Origin of the sequence: Aestuariivirga sp. (assembly GCF_044239095.1) — a bacterium.
In the GTDB taxonomy this organism is placed as follows: Bacteria; Pseudomonadota; Alphaproteobacteria; order Rhizobiales; family Aestuariivirgaceae; genus Aestuariivirga.
In genome coordinates, this window is record NZ_JBIICB010000409.1 from 1 (window position 1) to 24,192 (window position 24,192).

At 61.5% G+C, this 24,192-nt stretch carries 13 protein-coding genes; 10 read left to right on the forward strand and 3 right to left on the reverse strand.

Annotated elements, in window-relative coordinates:
- Positions 1-287: 287 nt before the first annotated feature.
- A complete protein-coding gene (locus ACILRA_RS22160) occupies positions 288-797 on the reverse strand; it encodes a DUF2938 family protein (RefSeq protein ID WP_395664206.1) in 510 nt (169 codons plus the stop codon).
- Positions 798-1,548: 751 nt separating this feature from the next.
- Between ACILRA_RS22160 and ACILRA_RS22165 the strand changes: the two genes are divergently transcribed.
- Positions 1,549-13,656 carry a hypothetical protein gene (locus ACILRA_RS22165; RefSeq protein WP_395664207.1) on the forward strand — a complete coding sequence of 4,036 codons (12,108 nt, stop codon included), beginning with the start codon at positions 1,549-1,551 and terminating at the stop codon, positions 13,654-13,656.
- Positions 13,657-13,716: 60 nt separating this feature from the next.
- Positions 13,717-14,235 carry an invasion associated locus B family protein gene (locus tag ACILRA_RS22170; protein WP_395664208.1) on the forward strand — a complete coding sequence of 173 codons (519 nt, stop codon included), beginning with the start codon at positions 13,717-13,719 and terminating at the stop codon, positions 14,233-14,235.
- Between the two features lie 540 nt (positions 14,236-14,775).
- Here ACILRA_RS22170 and ACILRA_RS22175 read toward each other — a convergent pair.
- Complete coding sequence (locus ACILRA_RS22175) at positions 14,776-15,681, reverse strand: hypothetical protein (protein WP_395664209.1); 906 nt, start codon at positions 15,679-15,681, stop codon at positions 14,776-14,778.
- Between the two features lie 857 nt (positions 15,682-16,538).
- Here ACILRA_RS22175 and ACILRA_RS22180 point away from each other — a divergent pair.
- Complete coding sequence (locus tag ACILRA_RS22180; protein WP_395664210.1) at positions 16,539-16,985, forward strand: tyrosine-type recombinase/integrase; 447 nt, start codon at positions 16,539-16,541, stop codon at positions 16,983-16,985.
- A gap of 25 nt (positions 16,986-17,010) precedes the next feature.
- Here ACILRA_RS22180 and ACILRA_RS22185 read toward each other — a convergent pair whose 3' ends face one another.
- Positions 17,011-18,348 (reverse strand): hypothetical protein, encoded by a 1,338-nt coding sequence (locus tag ACILRA_RS22185; protein WP_395664211.1) that lies wholly within the window; start codon positions 18,346-18,348, stop codon positions 17,011-17,013.
- A gap of 573 nt (positions 18,349-18,921) precedes the next feature.
- Between ACILRA_RS22185 and ACILRA_RS22190 the strand changes: the two genes are divergently transcribed.
- The 7 genes from ACILRA_RS22190 (at position 18,922) to ACILRA_RS22220 (ending at position 23,577) form a co-directional block, all read left to right on the forward strand.
- On the forward strand, positions 18,922-19,083 hold the full coding sequence (locus ACILRA_RS22190; RefSeq protein ID WP_395664212.1) for a hypothetical protein: 162 nt from the start codon (positions 18,922-18,924) through the stop codon (positions 19,081-19,083).
- A 438-nt stretch (positions 19,084-19,521) separates the two neighbouring features.
- On the forward strand, positions 19,522-20,739 hold the full coding sequence (locus ACILRA_RS22195; RefSeq protein WP_395664213.1) for a tyrosine-type recombinase/integrase: 1,218 nt from the start codon (positions 19,522-19,524) through the stop codon (positions 20,737-20,739).
- Complete coding sequence (locus ACILRA_RS22200) at positions 20,736-21,377, forward strand: hypothetical protein (protein ID WP_395664214.1); 642 nt, start codon at positions 20,736-20,738, stop codon at positions 21,375-21,377. The genes ACILRA_RS22195 and ACILRA_RS22200 overlap by 4 nt, the downstream gene beginning before the upstream one ends.
- A gap of 64 nt (positions 21,378-21,441) precedes the next feature.
- Positions 21,442-21,660 (forward strand): helix-turn-helix transcriptional regulator, encoded by a 219-nt coding sequence (locus tag ACILRA_RS22205; RefSeq protein WP_395664215.1) that lies wholly within the window; start codon positions 21,442-21,444, stop codon positions 21,658-21,660.
- Positions 21,660-21,830 (forward strand): hypothetical protein, encoded by a 171-nt coding sequence (locus tag ACILRA_RS22210; protein WP_395664216.1) that lies wholly within the window; start codon positions 21,660-21,662, stop codon positions 21,828-21,830. Before ACILRA_RS22205 ends, ACILRA_RS22210 begins: the two co-directional genes overlap by 1 nt.
- Positions 21,827-22,435 carry a hypothetical protein gene (locus tag ACILRA_RS22215; protein WP_395664217.1) on the forward strand — a complete coding sequence of 203 codons (609 nt, stop codon included), beginning with the start codon at positions 21,827-21,829 and terminating at the stop codon, positions 22,433-22,435. The genes ACILRA_RS22210 and ACILRA_RS22215 overlap by 4 nt, the downstream gene beginning before the upstream one ends.
- Positions 22,432-23,577, forward strand: coding sequence for an AAA family ATPase (locus ACILRA_RS22220; RefSeq protein ID WP_395664218.1), 1,146 nt, complete (start codon positions 22,432-22,434; stop codon positions 23,575-23,577). Before ACILRA_RS22215 ends, ACILRA_RS22220 begins: the two co-directional genes overlap by 4 nt.
- The last annotated feature ends 615 nt before the right edge of the window (positions 23,578-24,192 follow it).

Consider the following 24,192-nt stretch of genomic DNA (forward strand, 5'->3'; position numbering starts at 1 on the left):
AGTCGATGCGCAGCTCGTCAATTCCGGCCGCGCGCGCGCCCGCCACCGGAAGCGCCACCGCACCCAGCAGCGCAGCCAGCGTGGACCGTCTCGTCATTGGCATCGTGGTCATCTTTATCTCGTCTCGGATGGTGTTGCGGGGAAGGCAAAAACGGGTGAAACGGCGATTTCACTCTCCGAAATGGCCACATTTGTCAACGGCTTGGTAATCCCCCCGATTCTGGGCGGGGGCTGCCCGGCTGGGATGCGCCCCATCGTGAGGAGGCCTCCGGCGTGGATGCCAGACCTCAGGAGCGCCGCCTGAACAGGCTGTCCGCCAAAAGGGCCCCAAGTGCCAGCCCGATGCCGAAGCTCGAATGATGTACCAGGGTGCGGAGCATGATGAGGCCGGGCGTGGCGGTATCGATTGCAAAAATACCCATACCCATGAGCGGCATCTGCACAAGGAAGGGGAAGGGGATGGTTGCCAGGCCGAAGGCCAGTCCGTTGGCAAGACTGGGCCTGCGCGCAAGGAAAGCGAGGCCTATGAGATAGGCCGCCGCGAATATCATCGCGATCGTATAGTAGGCCGCATGCCCGGCGAAGAGTTCATGCGGCAGTGCCGGGGCGGTTGCAATTCCGGGCACGTAAAGCTGACCCGACAGGACGTTGAGAAACCAGCGCCCCGAGACACTCCAGTTCGCCGGCGGAAATCCGGTTGCCCACTGGTAAAGGACGCGGCAGACGTCGGCTACGGTTGCCGCCATGAGGCCAGCAAAAAGAATACGAAGGAGAATGGGTGCAGCGGGCTTGTTCATTGAAAATCACTCGAATGGTGTGAAGTTGAGCGGGGCGGGCGGCTTTCCATCGGTCCTCAGGCGCAAGTGCCGGGACCCTCTGACGAAAAGCTAGCGGTTAATGGGCGTCATGCTGAGTCAGACCTTCCACTAAATTTTGTATTATCAGCGTTTTTGTTGTCCACGGTACGCACGCATTGTCTTGAGGATGGTTCAATCGGCGGCGCGGAGGCCGCTCGTCATACCAAGCAACAAGATCTCGATGGCAGCCCTCGATGTAACTCAGCCAGTCGATGCCGACAAGGTCTACTGGGACGAGACAACCGATTGGATATCAGCCAGAGAAACTATCGAGCACTTCACGGGGAAGAGTGACCAACCGGAAGCAGCGTTGCTGAGATGCGTAACGCACCATAACTGCCAGTCACGCGGAAAGCTGCTAATACTCGACGGACAGGCTGTCTCGAGCAAGGCTCTGTTGCTCGACCATATTGATCAGTTTATCTGACAACGGACAATCGCCCCTGTAAACAATCCGAGTTAACGCCGTCAGCAGGTGTTTTCAGAGAGGTTCGGATCACCCTCCAATGAGAAGATACCCGTGTGGCTGCCCGCGTGATAGCCATATCTCTCATTGATTCGGGATTCGCTATTTATGCCTGTCGACACATGCACGGCATTGAAGGCATTGCTCGCCAGGCTGGCATTTCTGGCAATTTATACCTTGTTTATGGCGCCCGCGGCTTTTGCGGGCTGCTTGGAGGCGTCCGGAGTGATCACCTGCACCGGGGATCTGTCGGGAGGTGTGGCTTACGAGAAACAAGAAACGACGACCCTCAATGTCAACAACCTCACGACATCGAATGCGGGAGCGATCTCTCTCACTGGGTCGGGCTCCGAGGGTAGGCAGGGCAGTGATGTTGATGCTGGAGACGGCAAATCGGGCGGTACTGGTGCAACAGTCTTCCTGAATTTCGACAACGACGGTTTCGGTATATCGACGAATTCGGTCTCTGGCCTGACGGTGGTGTCAAATGGCGGCAATGCCGGCAGGGGCGGGAATGGTTACGACGTCCTCGGTATTGGTTATGACGGCGGCGACGGTGGCAAGGGCGGCAGCGGTGGAACATTGACCGCCGGTAGCGACGGAACAATCGTAACCACGGGAGAGAACTCCCACGGCATCCTCGCGCTTGCCAATGGCGGCAATGGTGGAAGAGGTGGCAACTGCACGAATGTGGCTGGCGATTGCAAAGCTGGCGATGGCGGGCAGGGCGGTATCGGCGGCAATATCACCGTGAATGCGTATGGAGAAATCCTGACATCTGGCGAGGCGGCGGCGGGCATCTTCGCGCAGTCGAATGGTGGTCAGGCCGGCGACGGAGGAAATACGTCGGGTTTTGGTTTTGATGAAGACGCGGGCGATGGAGCAAAAGCGCAGCAGGGCGGATCCATCACGGTGCTTAACGCGTCTGCTCTCACCACGACTGGCGAAGGCGCATATGGAATCTTCGCGCAGAGCGTTGGCGGGTATGCGGGAGATGGTGGTGACGCCAATGGCGCGACCGTGTCGTCCTATGGAGGCAGTGGCAGCAGTGCTGGCAATGGTGGCAAGGTCAATCTGACCAATAATGGCGTGGTATCCACCGCGGAAGACTATTCCCATGGACTCTTCTCACAGAGCTTGGGCGGCGGCGGCGGCGCGGGAGGATCAAGCGGTGGCATCATCACGCTTGGTGGCACGGGCGGTGCCGGTGGTAACGGCGATCTGGCGTCACTGACGAACACCGGCACGGTGACCACGCTTGGCTATTCCTCAATCGGCATCTTCGTGCAGTCTGCGGGTGGCGGCGGCGGCGATGGTGGCAGCAGTAGCGGTATCGTGGCCATCGGCGGGTCCAGTTCCGGCGGCGGCAATGGCGGTACTGTCACGCTTGTCAACAGTGGCTCCGTTTCGACGCAAACTGACAATTCACAGGCGATCTTCGCGGAGTCGCTTGGTGGCGGCGGTGGCAACGGCGGGCTTGGCTCCGGAATCGTTGCGGTGGGCGGGAGTGGTGAAGATGCAAAGGGCGGTGACGGCGGGTCTGTCACGCTCACCAACACCGGCAATCTTGCAACTGAAGGCAATACATCCACCGCGCTCATGGCCCATTCGGTTGGTGGTGGCGGCGGAAATGGTGGTGGCGCCTATTCCGGATCGGTCTTCACAGGTTTTGCGCTGGGCGGTGAGGGTGGCGATGGCGGGAAGGGTGGCAGCGTCTCTGTGAGCATCGGAGATGTGGCCGTGCCGAACACCATCACAACATCCGGCGATCTGTCTGATGGCGTGCTTGCCCAGTCGGTTGGTGGCGGTGGCGGCAACGGCGGCTCGGCGGTGCAGGTGACGGGAAGTCCAGGCGGCAGCCTGTCCCTGGCCATTGGTGGCAAGGGTGGCGATGGCGGAATTGGCGGCAACGTGGCGCTCACTGGCAATGCCTCGGTGTCCACCTCCGGCAACAAGTCCAGCGGCTTGGTGGTGCAGTCGATCGGCGGCGGCGGCGGCAATGGCGGCTACGCAGTGTCGGTTGCGCTGTCGGGAGGGCCAGTCTCTGTTTCGGGCTCCCTGGCGCTGGGCGGGTCTGGCGGCGCGGGCGGCCAAAGCGGCATTGTGACCGTGGATGCAAGCGGTGATATCTCCACCTCCGGCAGTCGATCAGACGGATTGATTGCCCAGTCGATTGGCGGCGGTGGCGGCAATGGCGGCTTTGCAGTGTCCATCAGCGGGTCCGGGGGCGTTGCCGGCAGCTTTTCCGGCGCTGTCGGCGTTGGTGGCAGCGGCGGCAGCGGTGGCACGGGCAATACTGTCAACGCTGCTTATGACGGCAGCATTTCGACGGACGGTGTACAGGCGGACGGAATTGTCGTGCAGTCGGTGGGCGGCGGCGGTGGCAATGGTGGTTATTCGATCACGGCCGCGCTGTCCGTTTCTGGCGGTGCCGCGGGAGCGGTCGCAGTGGGGGTTGGCGGCACGGGCGGCGACGGCAGCAATGGCGGCAGTGTAACCAGTAACGTCAGTGGCAGCGTCACCACCCAGGAGTATAATTCGAACGGCTTGATCATTCAGTCGGCAGGTGGTGGCGGCGGCAATGGCGGCTTCGCCATCAGCGGGTCAATCACTGCTGCCGGTGGCGGATCGTCTTCCACAGGCGTCGGCGTTGGCGGCATGGGGGCAGGCGGCGGAGATGGTGGTACGGTTGATTCAACCTTCATCGGCGAGATCACCACCCATGGAGACGCCTCCGATGCCATCATCGTACAGAGCGTGGGTGGCGGCGGCGGAAATGGCGGATTCAGCGTGGCCGGTGGCATTTCCGCGGGCGGCGTCGTCTCGGGCGCTGTTGTAGTCGGTGTTGGTGGCGCGGCGGGTGCTGGCGGAAACGGCGCCGCCGTGACCTCCACGGTCACTTCTGGCGTCATTGTGACGGCCGGCAACGGCTCCGAGGGTTACGTTGCCCAGAGCCTTGGCGGTGGCGGAGGCAATGGCGGCTTCAGTATCACGGGGGCAGTGTCCGGCTCGGCAGGTGGCAGTGGCAGCGTCGCCGTCGGTTTTGGTGGTGCCGGAGGTGTTGGTGGCGCATCGGGCATGGTCACCGCCTCGATGGCGGGATCCATCCTGACCAGCGGAGACGATGCGACAGCTTTCATTGCGCAGTCGGTCGGCGGCGGCGGAGGCAATGGTGGTTTTAACGTCAGCGGGGCCTTATCGGGAGCGGGCACCGGGTCGGGCGCAGTTTCAGTCGGCGTGGGCGGCGTGGGCGGCGGCGGCGGTGATGCAGGTGGGGTCAGCGCCACGCTGGTGTCTGGCAGCACTCTTTCCACCTCTGGTGACCGATCAGTGGGCTTTGTTGCGCAATCGATTGGCGGTGGCGGCGGCAATGGCGGCTTCAACATCGGTGGAGCCTTGTCGGGATCTGGTGGTGGGGCGGGCGCGGTTGGCGTCGGCGTCGGTGGTGCGGGCGGCGACGGCGGCAATGGAGGTGCTGTTACAGCGATGCTCACGGGCGATGTCACCACTGCCGGGGGTCAGGCGCAGGGTGTTCTGATCCAGAGCCTTGGCGGCGGCGGTGGTGGCGGGGGCTTCAACGTCACGGGCGCATTGTCCGGATCAGCGACAGGCTCAGGTGCAGTGGGCGTGGGTGTCGGCGGTAAAGGCGGCGGCGGCGGTGATGGCGGTAGCGTGAATGCAACGATCACCGGGGATGTCGATGCAGCTGGTGATGGTTCTGGCGGCGTCCGGATACAGAGCCTTGGCGGCGGCGGCGGTAATGGCGGCTTCAATGTTTCGGGTGCCCTTACAGCTTCCACGTCCGGTGCGGGCTCAATCGGTGTTGGCGTGGGTGGGTTCGGAGGTGACGGTGGCGATGGTATGGGCGTCACTTCGGCAATCACCGGAAACATTACCACGGACGGAGTCGATGGCATTGGCCTGATGGTGCAAAGCGTTGGTGGCGGCGGCGGCAATGGCGGGTTCAACGCCGGTGCCGGCGTGTCCTTATCAAGTGGCGGGTCAGGTGCGATTGCCGTTGGCGTCGGAGGATCGGGCGGAAGCGGCGGCAAGGCTGGAAATCTGACATCAACGCTGATTGGCAACGTCACGACAGGCGTGGGTGGCATTGCCGCAGACGCAGGCGGTTCACACGGCGTGCTGATCCAGAGCCTCGGTGGCGGCGGCGGCAATGGCGGATTCAACGTGACGGGCAGTGTTGCGGCATCTTCTGCGGGAGCGGGCGCCATCAGCGTGGGCGTCGGCGGTCTTGGCGGCGGCGGCGGTGATGCAGGCACGGTCATGTCAACGATCGAGGGCGACATCGACGTTCTGGGCGACGATTCCGGCGGCGTAAAAATCCAGAGCCTCGGCGGCGGCGGCGGCAATGGTGGCTTCAACATCGCGGGCGCCCTGTCGGCATCCAGTTCGGCATCGGGCTCTATCGGCGTCGGGGTGGGGGGATTCGGGGGTGATGGAGGCGATGGCGAGAGCGTTACCTCAATGCTTACCGGAGACATAACCACCGCCGGCACAAATTCTGATGGCCTGATTGTTCAGAGCGTTGGCGGTGGGGGCGGCAATGGCGGCTTCAACGTAACGGGCGGCGTTTCTGCATCAGGCAGCGGCGCGGGGGTTATCGGCGTTGGTGTTGGCGGCGCGGGCGGCGGCGGAGGTATTGCCGGCAATGTAAGTGCAACACTGACGGGGGATGTCACCACAAGCGGCAACGAGTCCGAAGCCGTTTTGATCCAGAGCCTCGGCGGCGGCGGTGGCAACGGTGGTTTCAATGTGACGGGCGGCATCGCGGCGGCCTCTTCAGGGGCGGGAGCGATCAGTGTTGGCGTCGGTGGCCTCGGCGGCGGCGGCGGCGATGCAGGCACTGTTATCGCGTCGGTCACGGGTGACATCAAGACGGCAGGCGGCAATTCCACGGGCGTCAATATCCAGAGCGTGGGTGGCGGCGGCGGCAATGGCGGATTCAACATCGTGGGGACACTGTCGGCGTCGCGCACGGACTCGGGTTCTGTTGGCGTAGGTGTTGGCGGTTTCGGCGGCGACGGCGGCGACGGCAAGAGCGTCACATCGACAATCGATGGCGATATCACCACGGCAGGGGCGGACTCGATTGGCCTGATGGTACAGAGCGTCGGCGGCGGCGGCGGCAATGGCGGGTTCAACATCACTGCCGGACTCAGCATTTCGGGCGACGATGGAACGGCGATTGGTGTCGGCATCGGAGGGTTTGGCGGCGACGGCGGCAACGGCGGCGGCGTGAAGGTGGATGCCTCCGGTGATGTTGGGACAGTCGGCTCTGGCGCGAAGGCCGTTGTGATCCAGAGCCTCGGCGGCAGTGGTGGCAATGGCGGCATGAACATTACTGGCAGCCTCACTTTAAGTGCCAGGGACTCCGCATCCGTCAGCCTTGGCGTTGGTGGTTTCGGTGGGGCGGGCGGCATAGGTGAAGATGTGGATGCCACCCTGGCGGGAACCATCCTAACGGAAGGGGCGAATGCCACTGGTGTGATCGTACAGTCCTTAGGCGGCGGCGGTGGCAACGGCGGAATGAACGTGTCGGGTGCTGCGTCACTTTCAATGGGTGAATCGGGTGCCTTCGGCATCGGCCTTGGTGGCTTTGGCGGCACGGGCGGCCAGAGCGGCGATGTCGTCATGAGTCAAGTTGGCAACGTGTCGACCCTCGGAAACACGGCCGACGCGGTCACTGCCCAGTCGATCGGCGGGGGCGGGGGCAATGGTGGCGTGAACATCTCTGGTGACCTGACGGTCACCACCGGGGACAGCACCACCGGCGTTGCCTTCGGCATCGGTGGGTTTGGCGGTGGCGGTGGCAGTTCCGGCAATGTGACGGCAACTGTGCGCGGTAACGTCATGGCGGCTGGTGGCGTCGTGGAGGGTGAGGCACCGGTCGTGGACGGTGTGGTTCAGGTTTCCGGCGGTTCAAGCGGCATCGTGGCGCAGTCGGTTGGCGGTGGCGGCGGCAATGGTGCACTCAACATCTCGGGCACTGTCGACATCAATTCTGGCAGCGACAGCACGCCCGTGACGTTCGGCCTGGGGGGCTTCGGTGGTTCGGGAGGCAATGCCGGAGACGTGGCGCTGACGGTTGGCCTTGTCGATGACGCCGTCAGCAATACCGTAACGTCGTTTGGTGATCGCCGCTCAGCTGTGTTGGCGCAGTCGGTAGGCGGTGGTGGCGGCAGCGGCGGGATCAACCTCGCCGCCGGAATCAGCGTCAACGGGCAACTCACGGCCGGCATCGGCGGCTTCGGTGGTGACGGAGGAACCGGCGGCCTCGTGCTGGCCGATATCACGAGCGATCTTTACGCTACCGGTGCAAATGCGCGTGGCCTTCTTGCCCAGTCTGTGGGTGGCGGCGGCGGCGATGGAGGCATCAACATCAGTGGTGGCGTTACAGCTTCGTCCACGACGGACAATGCTTCCCTGGTGCTAGGCCTTGGCGGTTTCGGTGGCGGCGGCAATATCAGCGGCGATGTTACCGTCACCCAATCTGGCCGGATCGAAGTCCTGGGCTCCGGGGCTTATGGCATTCTGGCGCAGTCGGTTGCGGGCGGAGGCGGCAGCGGTGGGTTTAACATTTCGGCTGACGCCTCCCGCAGCAGCGGAAACAGCTATGCCATTGGCATTGGCGGTGATGGCGGAACAGGCGCCAACGCGGGGAATGTCACACTTACCAGTGATGGCGTGATCCTCGCCAACTCAACTGTACCAACGGTAATCAGTACCACTGAGAGCGAAGAAGAAACCGAAAGCACGGATGTCGTGATCGATGGTGCCGGTATTCTTGCTCAGTCCGTCGGTGGCGGTGGCGGTGCTGGAGGTATGAACATCACTGCAGCGCTGTCGACGTCAGGCACTCCCATCGCTGTTGGACTCGGTGGCTCCGGCGGGGCGGGTGGCGATGCCGGATCCGTAACCGTTACCCGCGGCCAGATATTGGCAACGTCGCTCGAGACCACGGGCGATGCCGTCATTGGCCTTGCTGCGCAGTCGATCGGCGGCGGCGGCGGGCTTGCCGGCATGAACTTTGTTGGCACATTCGGCGCGGCGGGAGAGGACACGGAGGTAGCAATGATCACCGTCGGCGGCAATGGCGGTGCTGCGGGCAACGGCGGTGACGTCGTGGTTGTCGATGCCGGAACGATCCTCACCTCCGGGGATCAGGCGATTGGCGTCATGGCCCAGTCCGTGGGCGGTGGTGGCGGCAATGCCAACTATAACTTTGGCCTGGTCGGTGCTCCTGGTTTCAAGGGATATGGCTATAATCTCGCGATTGGCGGTGAACCGGGAGATGCCGGGTCGGGCGGGATGGTGAACGTCGACAGAGATGGCGCCATCTCGACAATAGGCGTCAACGCGTCGGCAATCCTGGCGCAGTCAGTTGGAGGCGGCGGCGGCAACACGGCGCTCAGTATGAACCTCGATCTGCTTTCGAACGATTTTCAGGCCGTAAGCCTTGGGCGAAAAGGTGGCGAAGGCGGTGATGCCAGCGATGTGACCGTGACAAGTGCCGGCAAGCTGAGTACTAAAGGCGACGACTCCTCTGGTGTATTCGCGCAGTCTGTTGCGGGTGGCGGCGGCAAGAGCAGTTCATCGTCATTTTCCTCCGGTGGCGTGGCATCTGACAAGTCCGTGTCGAGTTCATCACTCTCCTTGGGTATCGAGGGCGGCAGCGGTGGAACGGCTGGCGATGTGTGGGTCACCGCGTCGGGCAGTATCTGGACTGAGGGCGAAAAGTCTGATGCGATTTTTGCACAGTCGGTGGGTGGTGGTGGCGGCGCTGGTGGCATGGCCATGGGCATTGCCGTAAATCAGACCTACTCGTCGAATGTTGGCATCGGCGGCGCGGGCGGCTCCGGCGGAAATGCTGGCCTCGTAACGGTGATCAGCAGCGCAGAAATCGGCACGCTGAGCGACGATGCCGATGGCATCACCGCGCAGTCGATCGGCGGCGGTGGTGGAACCGGAGGCGCCGCCGTGCAGCTTACGGGCTCAACGGGCACCCCAGGTGACCAGAACGGCTATCAAGGATCGCTGATGGTGGGCGGCGACGGAGGAACCGGAGGAGATGCTGAGCAGGTCAGCGTAACCAACACCGGCAGCGTCACGACCATTGGATCCAACGCCTATGGTATCCGGGCGGAGTCGATTGGCGGCGGTGGCGGTGACGGCGGTTTCTCGATGCTTGCGTCACTGGGCAAAAGCGTCACGACGAGTTCGCTGAACGTCAACATCGGCGGCACGGGCGGCACCGGCGGCACAGGTGAAGAAGTCACCGTGTTGAACCAAGACTCCATCTTGACCACGGGCGATGGGTCCATTGGCATCAGTGCCCAGTCTGTGGGCGGCGGCGGCGGCAATGGCGGATCGGTTCTCTCGCTCACACTGGAAGCAGTGGCCGCGGATACCTCCACTCAGAGCACGGGATTGAATATCGGAGGCTCCGGCGGAAGCGGCGGAACCGCTGCAGATGTGAGCGTGACGAATAGCGGCGATGGCGGTCAGATCATCACCGCGGGCGACGATTCCTATGGCATTTTCGCGCAATCGGTCGGCGGCGGGGGCGGCAGTGGCGGTTCGGTGGTCGCGGTGGCCGGAACCTATGGTGAGACATATAACTTTGCGGCAAACCTAAGCATCGGCGGCGATGGCGGAGCCGGCAATTCGGCGGGCGATGTAACTGTCACCAATGGCGGCCTCATATGGACGAGCGGTGACAATGCGCACGGAATCTTCGCCCAGTCGATTGGCGGCGGCGGCGGTGATGGTGGTTTTGTAATCAGCGGCAGTGTCATGCTGAAATCCAGCAGCGCACCGCTCATAACCCTTGGTGGCATCGGCGGTGCTGGCGGATCCGGTGGAGATGCTGGCGATGTCACGGTCACCAACACAGGTTCCATCATCATCGGCGGCGACAATGCCTATGGCATTCTGGCCCAGTCGATTGGCGGCGGCGGCGGAAATGGCTACTTTGAAAGCGGCTCTGATCTTGATGCCACGCAGATTGCGGACAGCATGTTGATCAATCTTGGCGGCCAGTGCTCTGAGGATGATTGCCCCAAGGGTGATGGCGGTGAGGCCGGCAGCGTTACGATCAACCAGACTGGAAACATCGTGGTCGTGGGTAAGGCCGCCAGCGCGATCAAGGCCGAGATCATCAATGGTGGCGGCGGAACGCTTGTTACGAAGTTAAGGAAACTCGCCAGCGTCGTTTCTGACAGCTTAGAGGCCAAGGTTCTTACAATTCAAATGGGTGCCGATACTGCAAGCGACATGAGTTCGGGCGATGTAACCATGAACACCGAGGGTAACAACTCGGCCGAAGGCGACTTCAGTGCAGGTGTTTCGGTGCAGTCAATCGGCGGCGGCGGCGGCACGACCCAATTTGATTTCGACATGGACGACGATAACGCCTTCGATCCGCTGAAGCTTGCCGTCATTCTTGGTGCCAATGATGGGACAACCAACAATGGCGGCGACATTCTGAATAGTAAGATCAATGGCGCTGTGACGGTGGCAGGCGACAATGGTGTGGGAACCCTGGTCCAGTCCGTGGGCGGCGGCGGCGGGCGCACCGGCATCGCGATCACGAACGTCCAGGGCGGGACTGGTAGCATCACATTCACTCTTGGCGGCACCGCCGGCAGCGGCGAAGCTGGCGGCAACATAAAATTCTCACACACCGGCACGCTCGATGTAACGGGTGTCGCAACGCAAGGGGCCCTTGTTCAATCCATCGGCGGCGGCGGCGGGCTTGCCACTCTCAACATCTCTCCCGCAGAAGCAACCGCTCCGGCAGCCGCGATGCGCCCGGCCCCGATGGCTTCACCCGGCGCAACAGACGCAGAGCTATTGGCGCCTGCCGATGTCACGCTTGGCGCTGCTGGCGGGACGGCACTTGACGGTGGAAGAATCGAGTACGCGAAGAGCGGCGCGATCGAGACCAGCGATGACCTTTCAATCGGCATCGTACTGCAGAGCATTGGCGGTGGCGGTGGCTTCTTCACGGAAATCGGCGCTGAGGCCGTATCGGTCACGCTCGGTGGAACGAAGGGTGCCAGCGGTTCTGGCGGCGAAATCAAGGCGGAGAACAGCGGCAGTATACTGACTGCCGGCGAGGGCTCCCACGGTGTCCTGATCCAATCCATCGGGGGTGGCGGCGGTGCCGTTATGAGCGCGTCAGTCGACGATCCAATCACAAGGTCGGATAGCAATGAGGGTGACGGCGGTGCAATCATCTTCACACAGGGTGGAGACATCTCGACCCACGGCACCATGGCCAATGGCATCATCCTCCAGTCGCTCGGGGGCGGCGGGGGCTTTGTGCAAGGTGCGTTCGCCGGAAGTGCCGGAGGTGCCGGCGTGGGTGGCGCGATCAACCTGACGATCAATGGGTCCGTCCACGCAACGGGGGACCTCTCAACCGCGGTTCAGGCCCAGAGCAGCGGCAAGGACGCGAACGGTGATGCCGGCGGCGACATCACTGTGAGCTTGGCGTCGCAGGAGGTCATGATGGGTGGCTACGGGGGCAGGGCCCTCGTCATTGACGGCGGCGCGACGAACCGTTTCGACAACAATGGCTACGCAGAAACCATGGACGAGATCGCGGGGCTGACCGTGACCGGTTCATGGGGCGACGATACGATCAACAATTACCTCTACATGATCGGCAGCGTTGACCTTGGAGGTGGATCGAACGCCTATGCCAACGCCCTGGGCGCGCGCTTCGACATGGGCCAAACCGTAGAACTGAACGGCAGCCCCAACCTGTTCAGCAATGCCGGCAACATCGCGCCCGGCCGTACCGGTACGATTGCGACCGTGGCCTCGACGGCGCTCAACGGCAGCATCTCGCAGTCCGCGGATGGTGTCTACGAAGTCGACCTCGACTTCGTCGCGGGCAATGCGGTGGTGGGAGCTGCGGACCACATCAACGCCAGTGGCTCTGCCAACCTCGATGGCCTGGTCGATGTCTACATTGTCAACCCCACGCAGGCAGCTCCGGGCTATCACGAGATAACGATCCTCAGCGCCGCGGAGGGCATCACGAACCGGTCCCTCGATCTCCAGACGCCGCCCTCTGCGGTGGCGAAGTACCAGATCCTCTACAAGCAGAGCCCCGGCGCCCCGCCAGCCCCGCTTGGCCTGGTGGCCCCGGCATCTCTCGCGCCGCTTACACCGGCGGCGGAAGACGTTGTCTTGAGTTACGACATCAATTTCGCCGCTGATGGGTTGAACCGCAACCAGACACGCTTTGGCGACTACATCAACCGCCTGCAACTGACCGACTCGACTTCGCCGGTAGCACCCCTGGTGGGTGGCCTGTTCGGCATTCCCACAGAGGAGTTGCTCGCCAAGACCTATGCGATGCTGGTGCCCGAAGGCTACGCAACGGCTGTCGCCACCACCGCTGAGTCAGCGGAGAATTTCGGATCGGATGCGATGGAATGCCAGCAGGGTTCGGGCTTCTACCACCATCTGGAGGGAGGCCAATGCGGCTGGCTGCGCGTCTCGGCGCTCGAGACGAACTACGAACCGTCCTTCCAGTACCACGACTATGACGAGAAGGCGGCCCAAGTACAGGCCGGGGTAGAAGCCAGGCTCTGGCAGGGCGTGTCGATGACCATGGCCGTTGCGTATGAGAGTTCGACGTCGAGCATGGCGGATCTTACGACAACGGATGGCAGCCGGGTCCATGCTGGGGCGGCAGTGCGTGCCACCTCGGGCGGGGCGAGCATTGGGACTGGCGTGAGCGCCGGCTATGCCAGCTTCGAAACCCATCGCGACATCCTGATCGGAGACGATGAGGCTACCGCCAAGGGTGAACAGCAGATAGGCTACCTTTCCGGGCGCCTGCGCGCCTCATATGCATTGGGGGACGAGGAGGACTACGTGCGCCTCGGTGCCGATGTTGCTGTGACGGGCATTTACCAGCCGCGCTTTGACGAGAGCGGGGCAGGTTTGGCCAATCTCGAGATTCAGGATCAAACTGGTATCAATGTTTCGGTGTCGCCCTTCGTCGAGGCCGCGGCGACCTTTGGGCAGGCGGATGGCATAAGCTTCAGGCCGTGGGCGCGACTTGGCCTCACGCACTATGTTGCCTCTGACATGCGAGTCTACGCGCAGCTGGAAGCGGCGCCGGATGACGTCGATCCATTCTATGCGGATGCCGGCTTCGAGCAGACGTTGGGGCGCGCTGACCTTGGTTTCGATCTCGGCACGGCGGCTGGCTTCATCACGCTGAGTGGCATGGGCATGCTGGGTTCTGATACGCAGGCCTATGGGGGGAAAGCATCGTTCTCCTTCTCCTTCTAATGCGGCGCAGCGCTGCGATGACGTGCTTTCACTTTCTCAATCACAAGGAGCTTGCCTGACATGACGCGCCTTTCCTTCGCCAAGACCATCGTGATCGCGGCCGTGTCTCTGGCAGCCGCCACGACCGCGTCGCTTTGCGTCACCAAGCCGGCGGCGGCACAGTCCAAGGCACAGAACTGGTCGGTGAGCTGCGTGTCGCGATCCCGCATCGCCGCTGCAGAGTGCTCGCTCGAACAGCGCGTGTTGATCCGGGAGACCGGCCAGACACTCGGACGCCTGCTGATCAAGATTGGCGCCACTGATGCTGGTCCCGGTGCCTTGCTCCTGCAAATTCCGCTCGGCGTGTCGATCCGGGCGGGTGTAAAGATCAAGGTAGACGACACTGAGATCGAGACACTCGATATCCAGACCTGCGACGCGGGCGGCTGCTACGCGGGTGGTCCAATGAGCGAGAAGCTTCTTCGCGCTGCAAAGTCTGGCAAGCTGCTCAATGCTGAGTTCAGCGACGCCCAGCAGCGCGCCATATCGGTCAACTTCGTACTCGACGGCTTCTCGGCAGCCTATGACGACATAGATTGAGGGCTGCAAGGCCTGGTGCGGCCGAAATGGAAGCTGACACATCTCCTGGCTGACTGCTGGCGGCCTGCTCTTGCTCAAAGAGCAGGCGCAGCGGGTGTGGGTTCAGATGTAAAACCTGTCAGCCGGTTCTGATGGTGAAGCCGTTCGCGAAGCGCACCCACAGGGAGCGCTATCGGGGTTTCTATGGTCACCGGTGTTTCCGGCTGGGTCCGGTTGCGGCACTTACCCCCAAGACCGGAGAACCTTGTTGACGCAAGTGTCTCCCATGTTTGGGCCGTTAGGCCGAGCAGAGCAGCCAGTCCGTTGTCACGTCTTGCTCACGTCACCACGCAGAACCCGTCCGAAGCGGAGGCGGTATCGCCCTCGATGATGAGGCTGGCTGAGGCCTTTCTTGTGCCTGATTGCCAGTCTCATCCTGCCCCCGTCACACGCTGCAGGATAGATCGTTCACGGCGGACCATTATTCCGGGTGAGCGTAAAGCCCCGCGCAGTCAGCCGAGCTACAGAATAACCGTAACCGGGATTGCGGAGTAGTTGAGTTCAAAACCCCTTGGGGTTTCCCTCCAGTATGGTGCCGGTGCCGTCCTCCTCGCCCTCATTGACCCAGGTCACCTTGCCGCCGTCAAGCTTCACCTGCCAGCAGGTTTCAGACCCTTCGTCGTACTGAACGCACATGCTGTCGCCATCGATGCGCCATTTGCCACTGTAGTCCTCACCCTTGACCGAGCCATCAGCGTCGTAGAATTCCTCATAGCCACCGGAATCCTTCATGCTGCCTTTCACCGTGTTGCCAGCCAGCGCGGCGTTGATCTCATCGCCGCTGGCAGTGCCGGTGGCGTTGTCTGCCACCGGTTCCTGCGCATCGATGATCTCCAGGTCAATCCCGTAGTTTCGCGCTTCATTGAGCGGCAGCCATTGCATGCCATGCGGCGGCGCTGACGTCAGATAGACAATGGCGGACTGCGGCAAGGACAGCTGGTTCAGATAGGCGCCCACCAGCGCGTTTCCCGACCCGGTCTCGGTGGCCTGTCCGTTGTTTTCGATATAGGCGGCGTGAAAGCCGATGCTGGCGTCAGGATGCGCGTAACGCTTGATGCCGCCCAGCCAGGCGAGCCCGCAGGCCGAGGCGCATTCCTTGCCTGTATCAACCGCGGTGAGGAATTCCTTCAGCCTTATGGCCCGGCCGATGTTGAGCCCGGCCAGAAGGTCGCCGCCCGGGCTCTCGAACAGCACCACGGCCTTATCCATATCAAGGGCGAGTGCGGTGAATTTCTTGTCATCGCCGTCCTCGAAGACGCCTGATATCAGTATCGTCGGAAAATCCTTGGGGCTTGCCGGATCGACCTCGATCTGGGCGCCATGGGATGGCCCGCTGGCACATGCCAGCCACGCCGCCGCGAGGGCCACGCCGGCTTTGAACCGGCTTCTAAATCCATTACCCTTCATTATTCCCTCTCCCGCCCAGAGCTATCGCCATGACGTTCTTCAACCATTTGATGCCCGGTTTCCAGTGCAATTTGGCATGTGACCCTACTCATAGCTTACCAGAGCCACCCAGCGATAAACGAAGCTTTGGCGGGGGGTGGGACATGCGGTCCGGCATCCGCTGGATGAAGCTATCAACAGCGCCGCAAAACGTGGCCGCGGGTCTTGGCAAGGCAGAAACCGTTAGGTTGTGGATCCAAATCCGGAATAGCCGGCCACATGGATCGAAACAGCCGCCGGCCGCGCGGGGTTCAATGCCTGCGTTCTGCGTTCTGAACACACCATCCGCGGTAATCTGCTCGATGAGTGCCGGCGTGTCTGGCGGGCAATCTCAGCAACCACCTCCTGGCTCTCGGCCAGGACCGAAGTGGCAAAGGCGATGCGTCATGGCCTTGGGGCGCAACTTCCGCCCTGACCTACGAAACGCCCACGATTTAATCCGTGAGGATCATCACGCCAGCTTGACACGCGGTGGCGCTGATCGAGAAGATGAGGCCCGAGCCAAGAAAGAGCGGATACCGATGCGAGGTGGTCTTGAGCCGGAGACCCTGACCGGCTGGAAGAGGCCATTCCGATGGCGCGCCGGGATGCGTGAGACCGCAAGGAAAGCAAAGTTCATGCTAGAGCGGCGGACGGTCAGTTGAGATCACTTCCCACTTCTCACCGTCTTGCCAGCGAAAGCTGGCATCCCGCTTTTGTTGCAGCACATGCTGACAGAAAGCGGGACCCCAGCTTTCGCTGGGGTGACGGGAAGAATGGTGTGCAAACATTCCAGTGATCTCAACTGACAGCCCGCCGCTCTAAGCTAACTCGCTGGCATGCGGGCAGGTGAGATTGCAGCACTGAATGTCAGCGATGTCTACGGAACAGATGGGCGGGTGGAAAAAGAGATACGCCTCTCATCCACGCACACGAAGGGCAGCGAAGCACGGACAGCGCTGCTGAATGCAACCGCGCAGGAAGAGACGAGCCTGTATGCGCGAACGCTCTCACGTGAAGTTGAACAACCGCCGTTCGTCAGCAAGTGCGGCAAGCAGATGTGCGCCAACAGTCTCGGGCAGGTGTTTGGCAGGTTCTACAAATTGGCGGGGTTGAGCAATGCATCAAGCCATTCAGGTCGAAGGAGCTTCCTAACTGGATTAGCGCATAGGGGCGCTAATGTGAGAGTGCTGGCGGCGCTAGCTGGTCAAAAGAACATCTCCACCACACAACGCTATATTGAGGTTGGCGAACATCAACTGCATGCTGAGGTGGAGATAGCCTAAGGCAACCGTAAACAATCCTTCAAGATTATATATCAATTCCAGGCAGGGCCGTAACATAACACGCAGTTCCATTGTAAACTAGAGTGTATTTGTTGCCGACAACGAATGAGGACCCTTCAAAACCGCCCGACCAATAACTATTCCCAAAGAGCAGCGGGACACCTTCAACCGACACAACATCAGCTTCAAGAGACCCCGCGATTGCAATTATCAGAGAATTGGGCTCTATCAGAGAATTGGGCTCGGTATAAACGGATATGGTATCAGGATCGTTATAATAAAAGAGTGCATTCACATAAATACCAGAGGCTTGGCATCCTAGTATCGGCTGAACAGAGTCAGCCTTGGCCCTCGCCAGAACACGCTCAGGCAAGAAAGTGGGCCGCTTCATCACATCGGTGAGCAGATTGTTCGCGGGCGACACCATAGCGACATCAGCAGCAGCGCGGATGGTGCCACTCTTGTCAGTCAAGTCAGCAGCAGAAGTGCTCGTGGACGGACCAGCACCGAAGCCAATGCTCCAACTCAGCTCAACACGCTGATCGTCCTCAATGCCGTTCTGGCCGTCAATATAGCTGTAGTTCACCGCCAGCGAGTTGGTGTTCAGGCCGCCGTTGCTGAGGTCGAACGCAAGTCCACCACCATAGACATATTCAGAGGCACCAAGCTTGGCGTGGCCCGTGAGGCTCATCATGTCGCCCAGCTGCTGCGCGGCTTCCGCGCTGAAGGTCCAGCTGCTGTCGTCGTCGTTGGTATCGTCCCACTCAAGCCATTCATAACCGCCACCGATCTCGATGTGGGTGGTGTCGGTGAGATCCACGTCCGATATCAGCTGGACGCCGTAGAGCTTGCCCGTCTCAACGCTGTCGCTGTCTGCGTCCGCATCAGCCAGGTAGCCGTTCAGCGCGAAACCGCTGAGGAAACCGATTTCATATACGCCCTTCAGGCTTGCGCCATACTCCATCTGCTGGACAACTTCCTTGCCTTCGCCGTCCATATATTCATTGTGTTCTTCCAGCATGCCGACCGTGCCAACGAAGCTCAGTGCATCATTGAACTGGATGCCCGCGTTGGCGAGGTATTCGCGCTTGTCCTCGCCGTACTCGACGATGAGGCCCAGCGCCATCGCATCGGTCAGATAACCGCCTGCCGCGCCTTTGAGGCTAACGCCGAGCTCTTCCGAGTAACTGGGAGCGACTTCCACGCGGAAGCGGTCATTGCCGCCGCTGTAATGTAGCAGAGATGCTGCTTGCTCGATTGTGATGTTGCTGTTGCTGGCATCAGATGTCTCGCCAGCCATCGCTGAGGCCGTGACAAACAGCGCAGCAGTGGCCGATGCCAAAAAGAGGGCAGATTTCTTCACGTGTCGCTCCCATCCTAAAACACCGGCAAAATGCCAAATCCAACAGCTATTTCAAGTGGATGGTTGCGGAAATTATGTTACGGTCTCTACTTATTGTTGTAGAAAAGCAACATTCTTTGCCACAAAATACTCTGAATATTTAACTTTGCTTACTTCCGCCTACCGCTTGATCTTCTCAAGCAACCCTCTCCTGCGCCGCTACAACTCTTCTCACTTCTCGTCAGCGAACAGCTGAGGAACCAAATCCAACACTTCCCGCAGATGCCTGGGAACAACCGTGCCCTTGGCAAAGGCGATCTCGATCGCCATCATGCCTGCCAGCACCTAGGTGTAGACGTTGAGGTTGATGAACACTTCCTGTGCCAGCGTGCCCGCGCGAGGGGGATGGGACCTGTCGTCCCGCAGCAAGTAGCCGATCTTCAGCTTGCGGGCGATCCGGGCTATCCGTTGGCGCTAGCATGTGGTCATTCGGCTCTCAAAACAGATCTTACGCCCGGCGCCTCAGGAATTGGTTGCGGCGGGACGCGGGCCGCGACATTGAGGTCTGAAAGCGCCGCCAAATGGAGAGAGCAAATGGCTGACATGGAATTCACCGGCAAGATCGACGCAATCAGGCTCGAGATCGCCGCGCTTCTCGACGGCAAGAAGGCGCACGGCAAGCAGCGCGCCGCTCTCGAGGAAATTCTGCAGCTGTTGTCCGAAGCCGCTGATGCCGCGGAGGAGGCGGGGCTCTAGTCGGGCGGCGATGTTATCCGGCAGGTCTCTCAGCTGGCACATGCCACCTGACCTCGCCGTCCTGGCGCATGGCAGCCCGGTACAGGAGACGATCGAAGGCCTTGCGAAACTCCACCTTCGCCGCCTCAAGGTCTTCGGCCTCCCCGGCCAGCCCGATCCGAGGCGCGGAAGCCCCCTGGTCCCCATGCGGTCCCCAGCCTGTCTGACCTGGGGACCGACGTTGCTTAAAGCCCTCGATTTAATTGGTGAGCCCGCCGGGATACGATCCCGGGACCCTCTGATCAAAAGTCGGAGAAATTGCTCTAAAACAAGCTTAAACGCCTGCAAAACTGAAGATCAAAACCCCGTAAAACGCTGTAGTTGTTAGCATCTCTGTTAGTGCATTTTCATTGCCTTTACAATCCAGCGACGTTAGACAGACGTTAGAAAGGATTAAAAATGGCAAGAAAGACACTCTCCGATTTAGGGATTGCAGCGCTCAATCCGCGGGCCAAGCCGTATCTGTTTCCTGATCCTCAGCAGCCCGGACTTTCGGTCCGGGTTTCTCCACGCGGGGCCAAGTCCTACATGTTGGTGACCCGCGACCCGACCGGACGCCAGGTCTGGAAAACGATCGGGCATCCTGCCGAAATGAGCATCGAAGAGGCCCGCGATCGCGCCAAGGCAGTGAAGACGCGCATCAAAGCGGGATTGCCAGCCGATGAACCCAAGCCGGTAGTGCCAGAGACATTCCGGCAAGTGTCCGAAAACTGGATCAAGCGCCATGTCGAGGCAAAGGGGCTGCGCACCAAAGGTGAGATTGAGCGATCACTGGCCAAGTATGTCACCCCGGCATGGGGCGATCGGGATTTCCTGAGCATCCGGCGCAGCGATATTGCGCAACTGCTGGACGGGATCGAGGACCGCCATGGGGCGCGGCAGGCTGATATCGTGCTGGCCTATCTGCGGGCCATGGCCACTTGGTACGCAGCGCGCCGGGACGATTATGTCCCGCCTTTCATCCGAGGCATGAGGCGCGCCGCGCCGGTCAAGCGCGATCGGGTGCTGACGGACGACGAATTGAGGGCGATATGGCGCGAGGCGGAGAAGCCGGGGAACTTCGGCTCCATTGTGCGGATTGCACTGCTCACGGCCCAGCGCCGCGACAAGGTGGCATCCATGCGCTGGGCAGATGTGGCCGGAGGTGTGTGGACAGTTCCGGCGGAGCGGCGATCCAAGGGCACTGGGGGTGCGCTGGCGCTCTCTGGCACGGCGGTGGCCATCCTGGACGCGCTGCCGAGGCAGGAGGGCAACCCCTATGTGTTTGCCGGTCGAACGCAGGGAAGCCACTTCGATGGCTTCTCCAAGACTAAGAAGGCCTTTGACGCCGCATTGCCGATGGTGCCAACCGGCGCCGGCGGAGAAGCCGAAATAGCTCACTGGACGCTGCACGATTTGCGCCGGACCGCTCGCAGCCTCATGTCGAGGGCAGGGGTGCGGCCTGACATTGCCGAACGTGTGCTGGGCCACGTTGTGGCAGGTGTCGAGGGTGTTTATGACCGCCATCGTTATGAGACGGAGAAGGGGCAGGCGCTGCAGGCGCTGGCGGACCTGATCGCGCGTATCTTGAAGCCGCCCTCCGGAAACGTGGTCGCTTTGGAAGGAAAGCGAGCATGAGCTCTAATGTGGCAGTTCGGAAACTCTGCGATTTTCTTGAAACCGTAGCTGATGCTGGCGTCAGCAAGGAAGTTGTCGAGGCCGAGGCGAGATCCCTGATACTCTTTGCGCCTTTCGCTGCAGTGATGGATCATCCACTCTCGAATGCAACAAGCAGTACGCAAGCAAGAGACGAATTAGCAAAGTTTGTGCAGCTATCGGTCCGTCTAATTGAGCACATGGACTCAATGCACGCCACCTCCCTTGATGCCATTCGGCAGACCGGGACGCAGCAGAACTCTGGTAATCTTGTCCCATATCCCGATCCGATCGCGGTGCTCGTAAATCTCAGAAAGATCACCGTCTCAGCCCATGAAGCATCCCGACGTGATGATTTTCCGGGGGCTACGCCAAAGCCGATCACACGTCCAAAGAAGAATGCCGCGCGGCAGGTAGCGGTATTGGCAGCCGGTTCTTTTCACCGTGTCACCGGGAAGAAAGCAACGATCGCCAAGCGCGATGGGCGACCCTACGGGAAATTTTACGAGCTCTTGCGGTTAACCTTTGATCTGGTCGGGATGCGGCGCGCAAGTGCGGAAAGCATGGGCCGCGAAGCTATCAGGATTATCGAGAAATCTACCCCCAAACACGGCAGATAACTCCTTTATACATTCCCGAAAAAATCCATAGAAAGGGCCGTCATCAACGCAGGAGCGCAGTGTGATGACAACCTTCCTTCGGTACAGAGACCTTGAGGCCCGCGGCATAGTGCGCAGCTGGGCCGCTCTCAGGTACAAGATCAAGCATAACGGATTTCCGCCGGGCCGCTACCTTGGCCCCAACACGCGCGCCTGGACCGCGGAAGAGGTGCAGGCATGGCTTGACGCGCTGCCCACGGAAAACCCGCGCCGGGCTGCTGCGAAGGCTCCGGAGGCCGCCTGATGGACATTCATTCGAAAGGCCGCCCGCCGCCTGAAATGGAAACCCCCGCCGCGGCTGGCACCGTGGCAGGGACAAATTCGGAATTCTCAACGCCGCTTTCATACCGCACCGCTCCGGGCTTCGCAAGATACCGGGTGAGCTCGTCCCTCCTCGTGGAGGTGCTGGCATGACGGCGGCACTCGTGAAGAACAGGGAACGCCTCGCTTTCATGCGCCGCGAATCCTTGAGGGTGGGCGGGTGGTCTCCTGAGTTCAGGAGCTACCTCAGGCGGCACCATATCGACCTCGAAACCTGCAACGCGCATTGCGGATATTTCAACGTTGCGCTCGTGAAGTTCTGGACCGGCAACGACGGCGACAGGAGCTTTACCTTTGATCCGGACGGGCAACCTGCCGCGATCATCGAGGCGCTGCTGTTCGACGACGACAAGGAACCCTTCACAGCTGACCTCGTGGCGTGGCCGCTGAACGCGCCAGGCGAATTCGTGACGGCTATGGGCCTGAACGATGGCGCGGACGTGCTGGGGCCTGTGAACATGGTCAGGCGGGCCGGGGTGCCCCTCGTGCTGCACCGGACGCCGCTCGCCTGGCTGCAGGCCGGTTGCCAAGGTTGCGTGCCACTGAAGCCCGGTGCGCGGCACTGGCTGGCGAAGGCGGGCGGGCCGTTCGTTGTCGAGGACGTGGATCACGGCCTCGAGCTCCGTGACTTGCTCGAGGACCGCGACAGGCGACACGAAATCCTCGTGCCCTCGCAGCGGGCGGAGGTGGCGGCATGAACGCCATGGATGGATACACACAGCTAGACGAGGCCGTGAAGGTGAAGCGTGCAGCAATCTCGACCCTTCGCCCCAGCGCGCTCACCGCCCGCGATTTTGGGACAGTCATGTTCGACGACGTGGATCTTGATCCCGGTCCGGAATGGCTGGTTGACGGGCTGCTTCCCGAAGGAGGGCTCTCGGCAGTTTGGGGCGATCCCGGGTGCGGCAAGAGCTTCCTCGTGCTGCGCATCGCCTTGGCGATCGCCGCCGGTGAACTGTGGCACGGCCTCGCCTGCGCACAAGGCGCTGTTGCCTATGTGGCGGCGGAAGGTGGCAGGGGCTTCAAGAAACGGCTCCTGGCGCACCGCAAGCGCTTCGGCGTGTCGAGACTGCCCTTCGCACTGATCCCGACCGCTGTGGACCTGTGCAGCGTCGATCATGAGACTGACGCCCTGATTGCTGAGCTGCAGCGACTTGCGCAGCTGTCCCCGACGCCGCTCAAGCTTGTCGTGATCGACACCCTGAGCCGGAGCATGGGCGGCGGCAACGAGAACGGGCCGGAAGACATGGGCGCGCTGATCCGCAACGCGGACCGGATTCGCCAGGTGACTGGCGCACACGTTCTCTTCGTCCATCACGGCGGCAAGGAACGGGACAAGAAAACCCGTGGCCACTCGTCCCTCTATGGCGCGCTCGACACGGCGATCGAGGTGCGGGTGCAAGAGTTGTCCGGCATTCGATCGGCCAAGGTGATGAAGCAGAAGGACGGTGAAGACGGGGCGGAGTTCAGCTTCCGCCTCGACGTCGAAACCGTGGCGGTGACCGCTGATGGCGAGATCACGTCATGCATAGCCGTGCCAGTTGAGACGGAGCCGAGCGAGGATGAACCCAGGTCGAAACGTCCGACTGGAGTAAATGCCATTGCCCTCGACGCGTTGCGGCGGGCTGTGGCGGAGCATGGCGCGGTACCTCCGGCGTGCAACCACATTCCGCCCGGCACCCCAGCTGTGAGCCCGACACTCTGGCGAAAGTTCTTCTACGCGGTGCGAGGTGGCGAATCGGCGGAGAGCAACAAGAAGGCATTCAAGCGTGCCTCGACTGACCTTCAGGTGAAGGGACTGGTGGGATCATGGGGAGAGTTCTCATGGCCAATTTCGTGACGGGGACAAAGGGGACAAATCGGGACATTGTCCCGCCATGTCCCCCGGGACATGAGGGGGACAAATCGGGACATCCCCCTTTAGGGGGTGTCCCGTTGTCCCTGTCCCCGTCCCCCACGGCTGACCCCCGGTTCGAATTTCGCGCAATTGCGTGCGTGGTAGCCGCACCGGAGAAAAACCGGGGCTCTTGCCAAGACCCTTTGCCGCCCCTCCCATGGGGCACCCCTGACTCTTCCAGAGAGTCACTTTTGCGGGGCGGTGGCGCTACTGCGTACGCAATTCCGTCGAATTGCAGAAGAAAACCCCGGGCGCCGCGCATTCTTTGGAAACATTGCCTTTCGAGGGCGGTGGGCTTCCTCACCTTCATTGCTAACCCAAGAATCCCCTCGCGCCCGCGCGCAAGCGACCCCCCCCTTCAACCTCAGGAGAAAGTCTCATGAATGCTGACCTCACCCAGGCCGCCGCTGCCCAGCACCGCACCGACGTCGAACGACTCTCGACCGCGATCGCGGACTATCTGCAGGAGCTGCTGAACCAGGGCCACAACTGCGGAGCCGTTGCGGATGCTGCCGTGATGGCAGGCGCTTCGCTCCGGCTGCACGCGTCCGGCCCGCT

Coding starts and splice junctions, on each gene's coding strand:
- ACILRA_RS22160 (WP_395664206.1), bottom strand. CDS start 797: ATGAACAAGCCCGCTGCACCCATTCTCCTTCGTATTCTTTTTGCTGGC.
- ACILRA_RS22170 (WP_395664208.1), top strand. CDS start 13,717: ATGACGCGCCTTTCCTTCGCCAAGACCATCGTGATCGCGGCCGTGTCT.
- ACILRA_RS22175 (WP_395664209.1), bottom strand. CDS start 15,681: ATGAAGGGTAATGGATTTAGAAGCCGGTTCAAAGCCGGCGTGGCCCTC.
- ACILRA_RS22180 (WP_395664210.1), top strand. CDS start 16,539: ATGCGGGCAGGTGAGATTGCAGCACTGAATGTCAGCGATGTCTACGGA.
- ACILRA_RS22190 (WP_395664212.1), top strand. CDS start 18,922: ATGGCTGACATGGAATTCACCGGCAAGATCGACGCAATCAGGCTCGAG.
- ACILRA_RS22195 (WP_395664213.1), top strand. CDS start 19,522: ATGGCAAGAAAGACACTCTCCGATTTAGGGATTGCAGCGCTCAATCCG.
- ACILRA_RS22200 (WP_395664214.1), top strand. CDS start 20,736: ATGAGCTCTAATGTGGCAGTTCGGAAACTCTGCGATTTTCTTGAAACC.
- ACILRA_RS22205 (WP_395664215.1), top strand. CDS start 21,442: ATGACAACCTTCCTTCGGTACAGAGACCTTGAGGCCCGCGGCATAGTG.
- ACILRA_RS22210 (WP_395664216.1), top strand. CDS start 21,660: ATGGACATTCATTCGAAAGGCCGCCCGCCGCCTGAAATGGAAACCCCC.
- ACILRA_RS22215 (WP_395664217.1), top strand. CDS start 21,827: ATGACGGCGGCACTCGTGAAGAACAGGGAACGCCTCGCTTTCATGCGC.
- ACILRA_RS22220 (WP_395664218.1), top strand. CDS start 22,432: ATGAACGCCATGGATGGATACACACAGCTAGACGAGGCCGTGAAGGTG.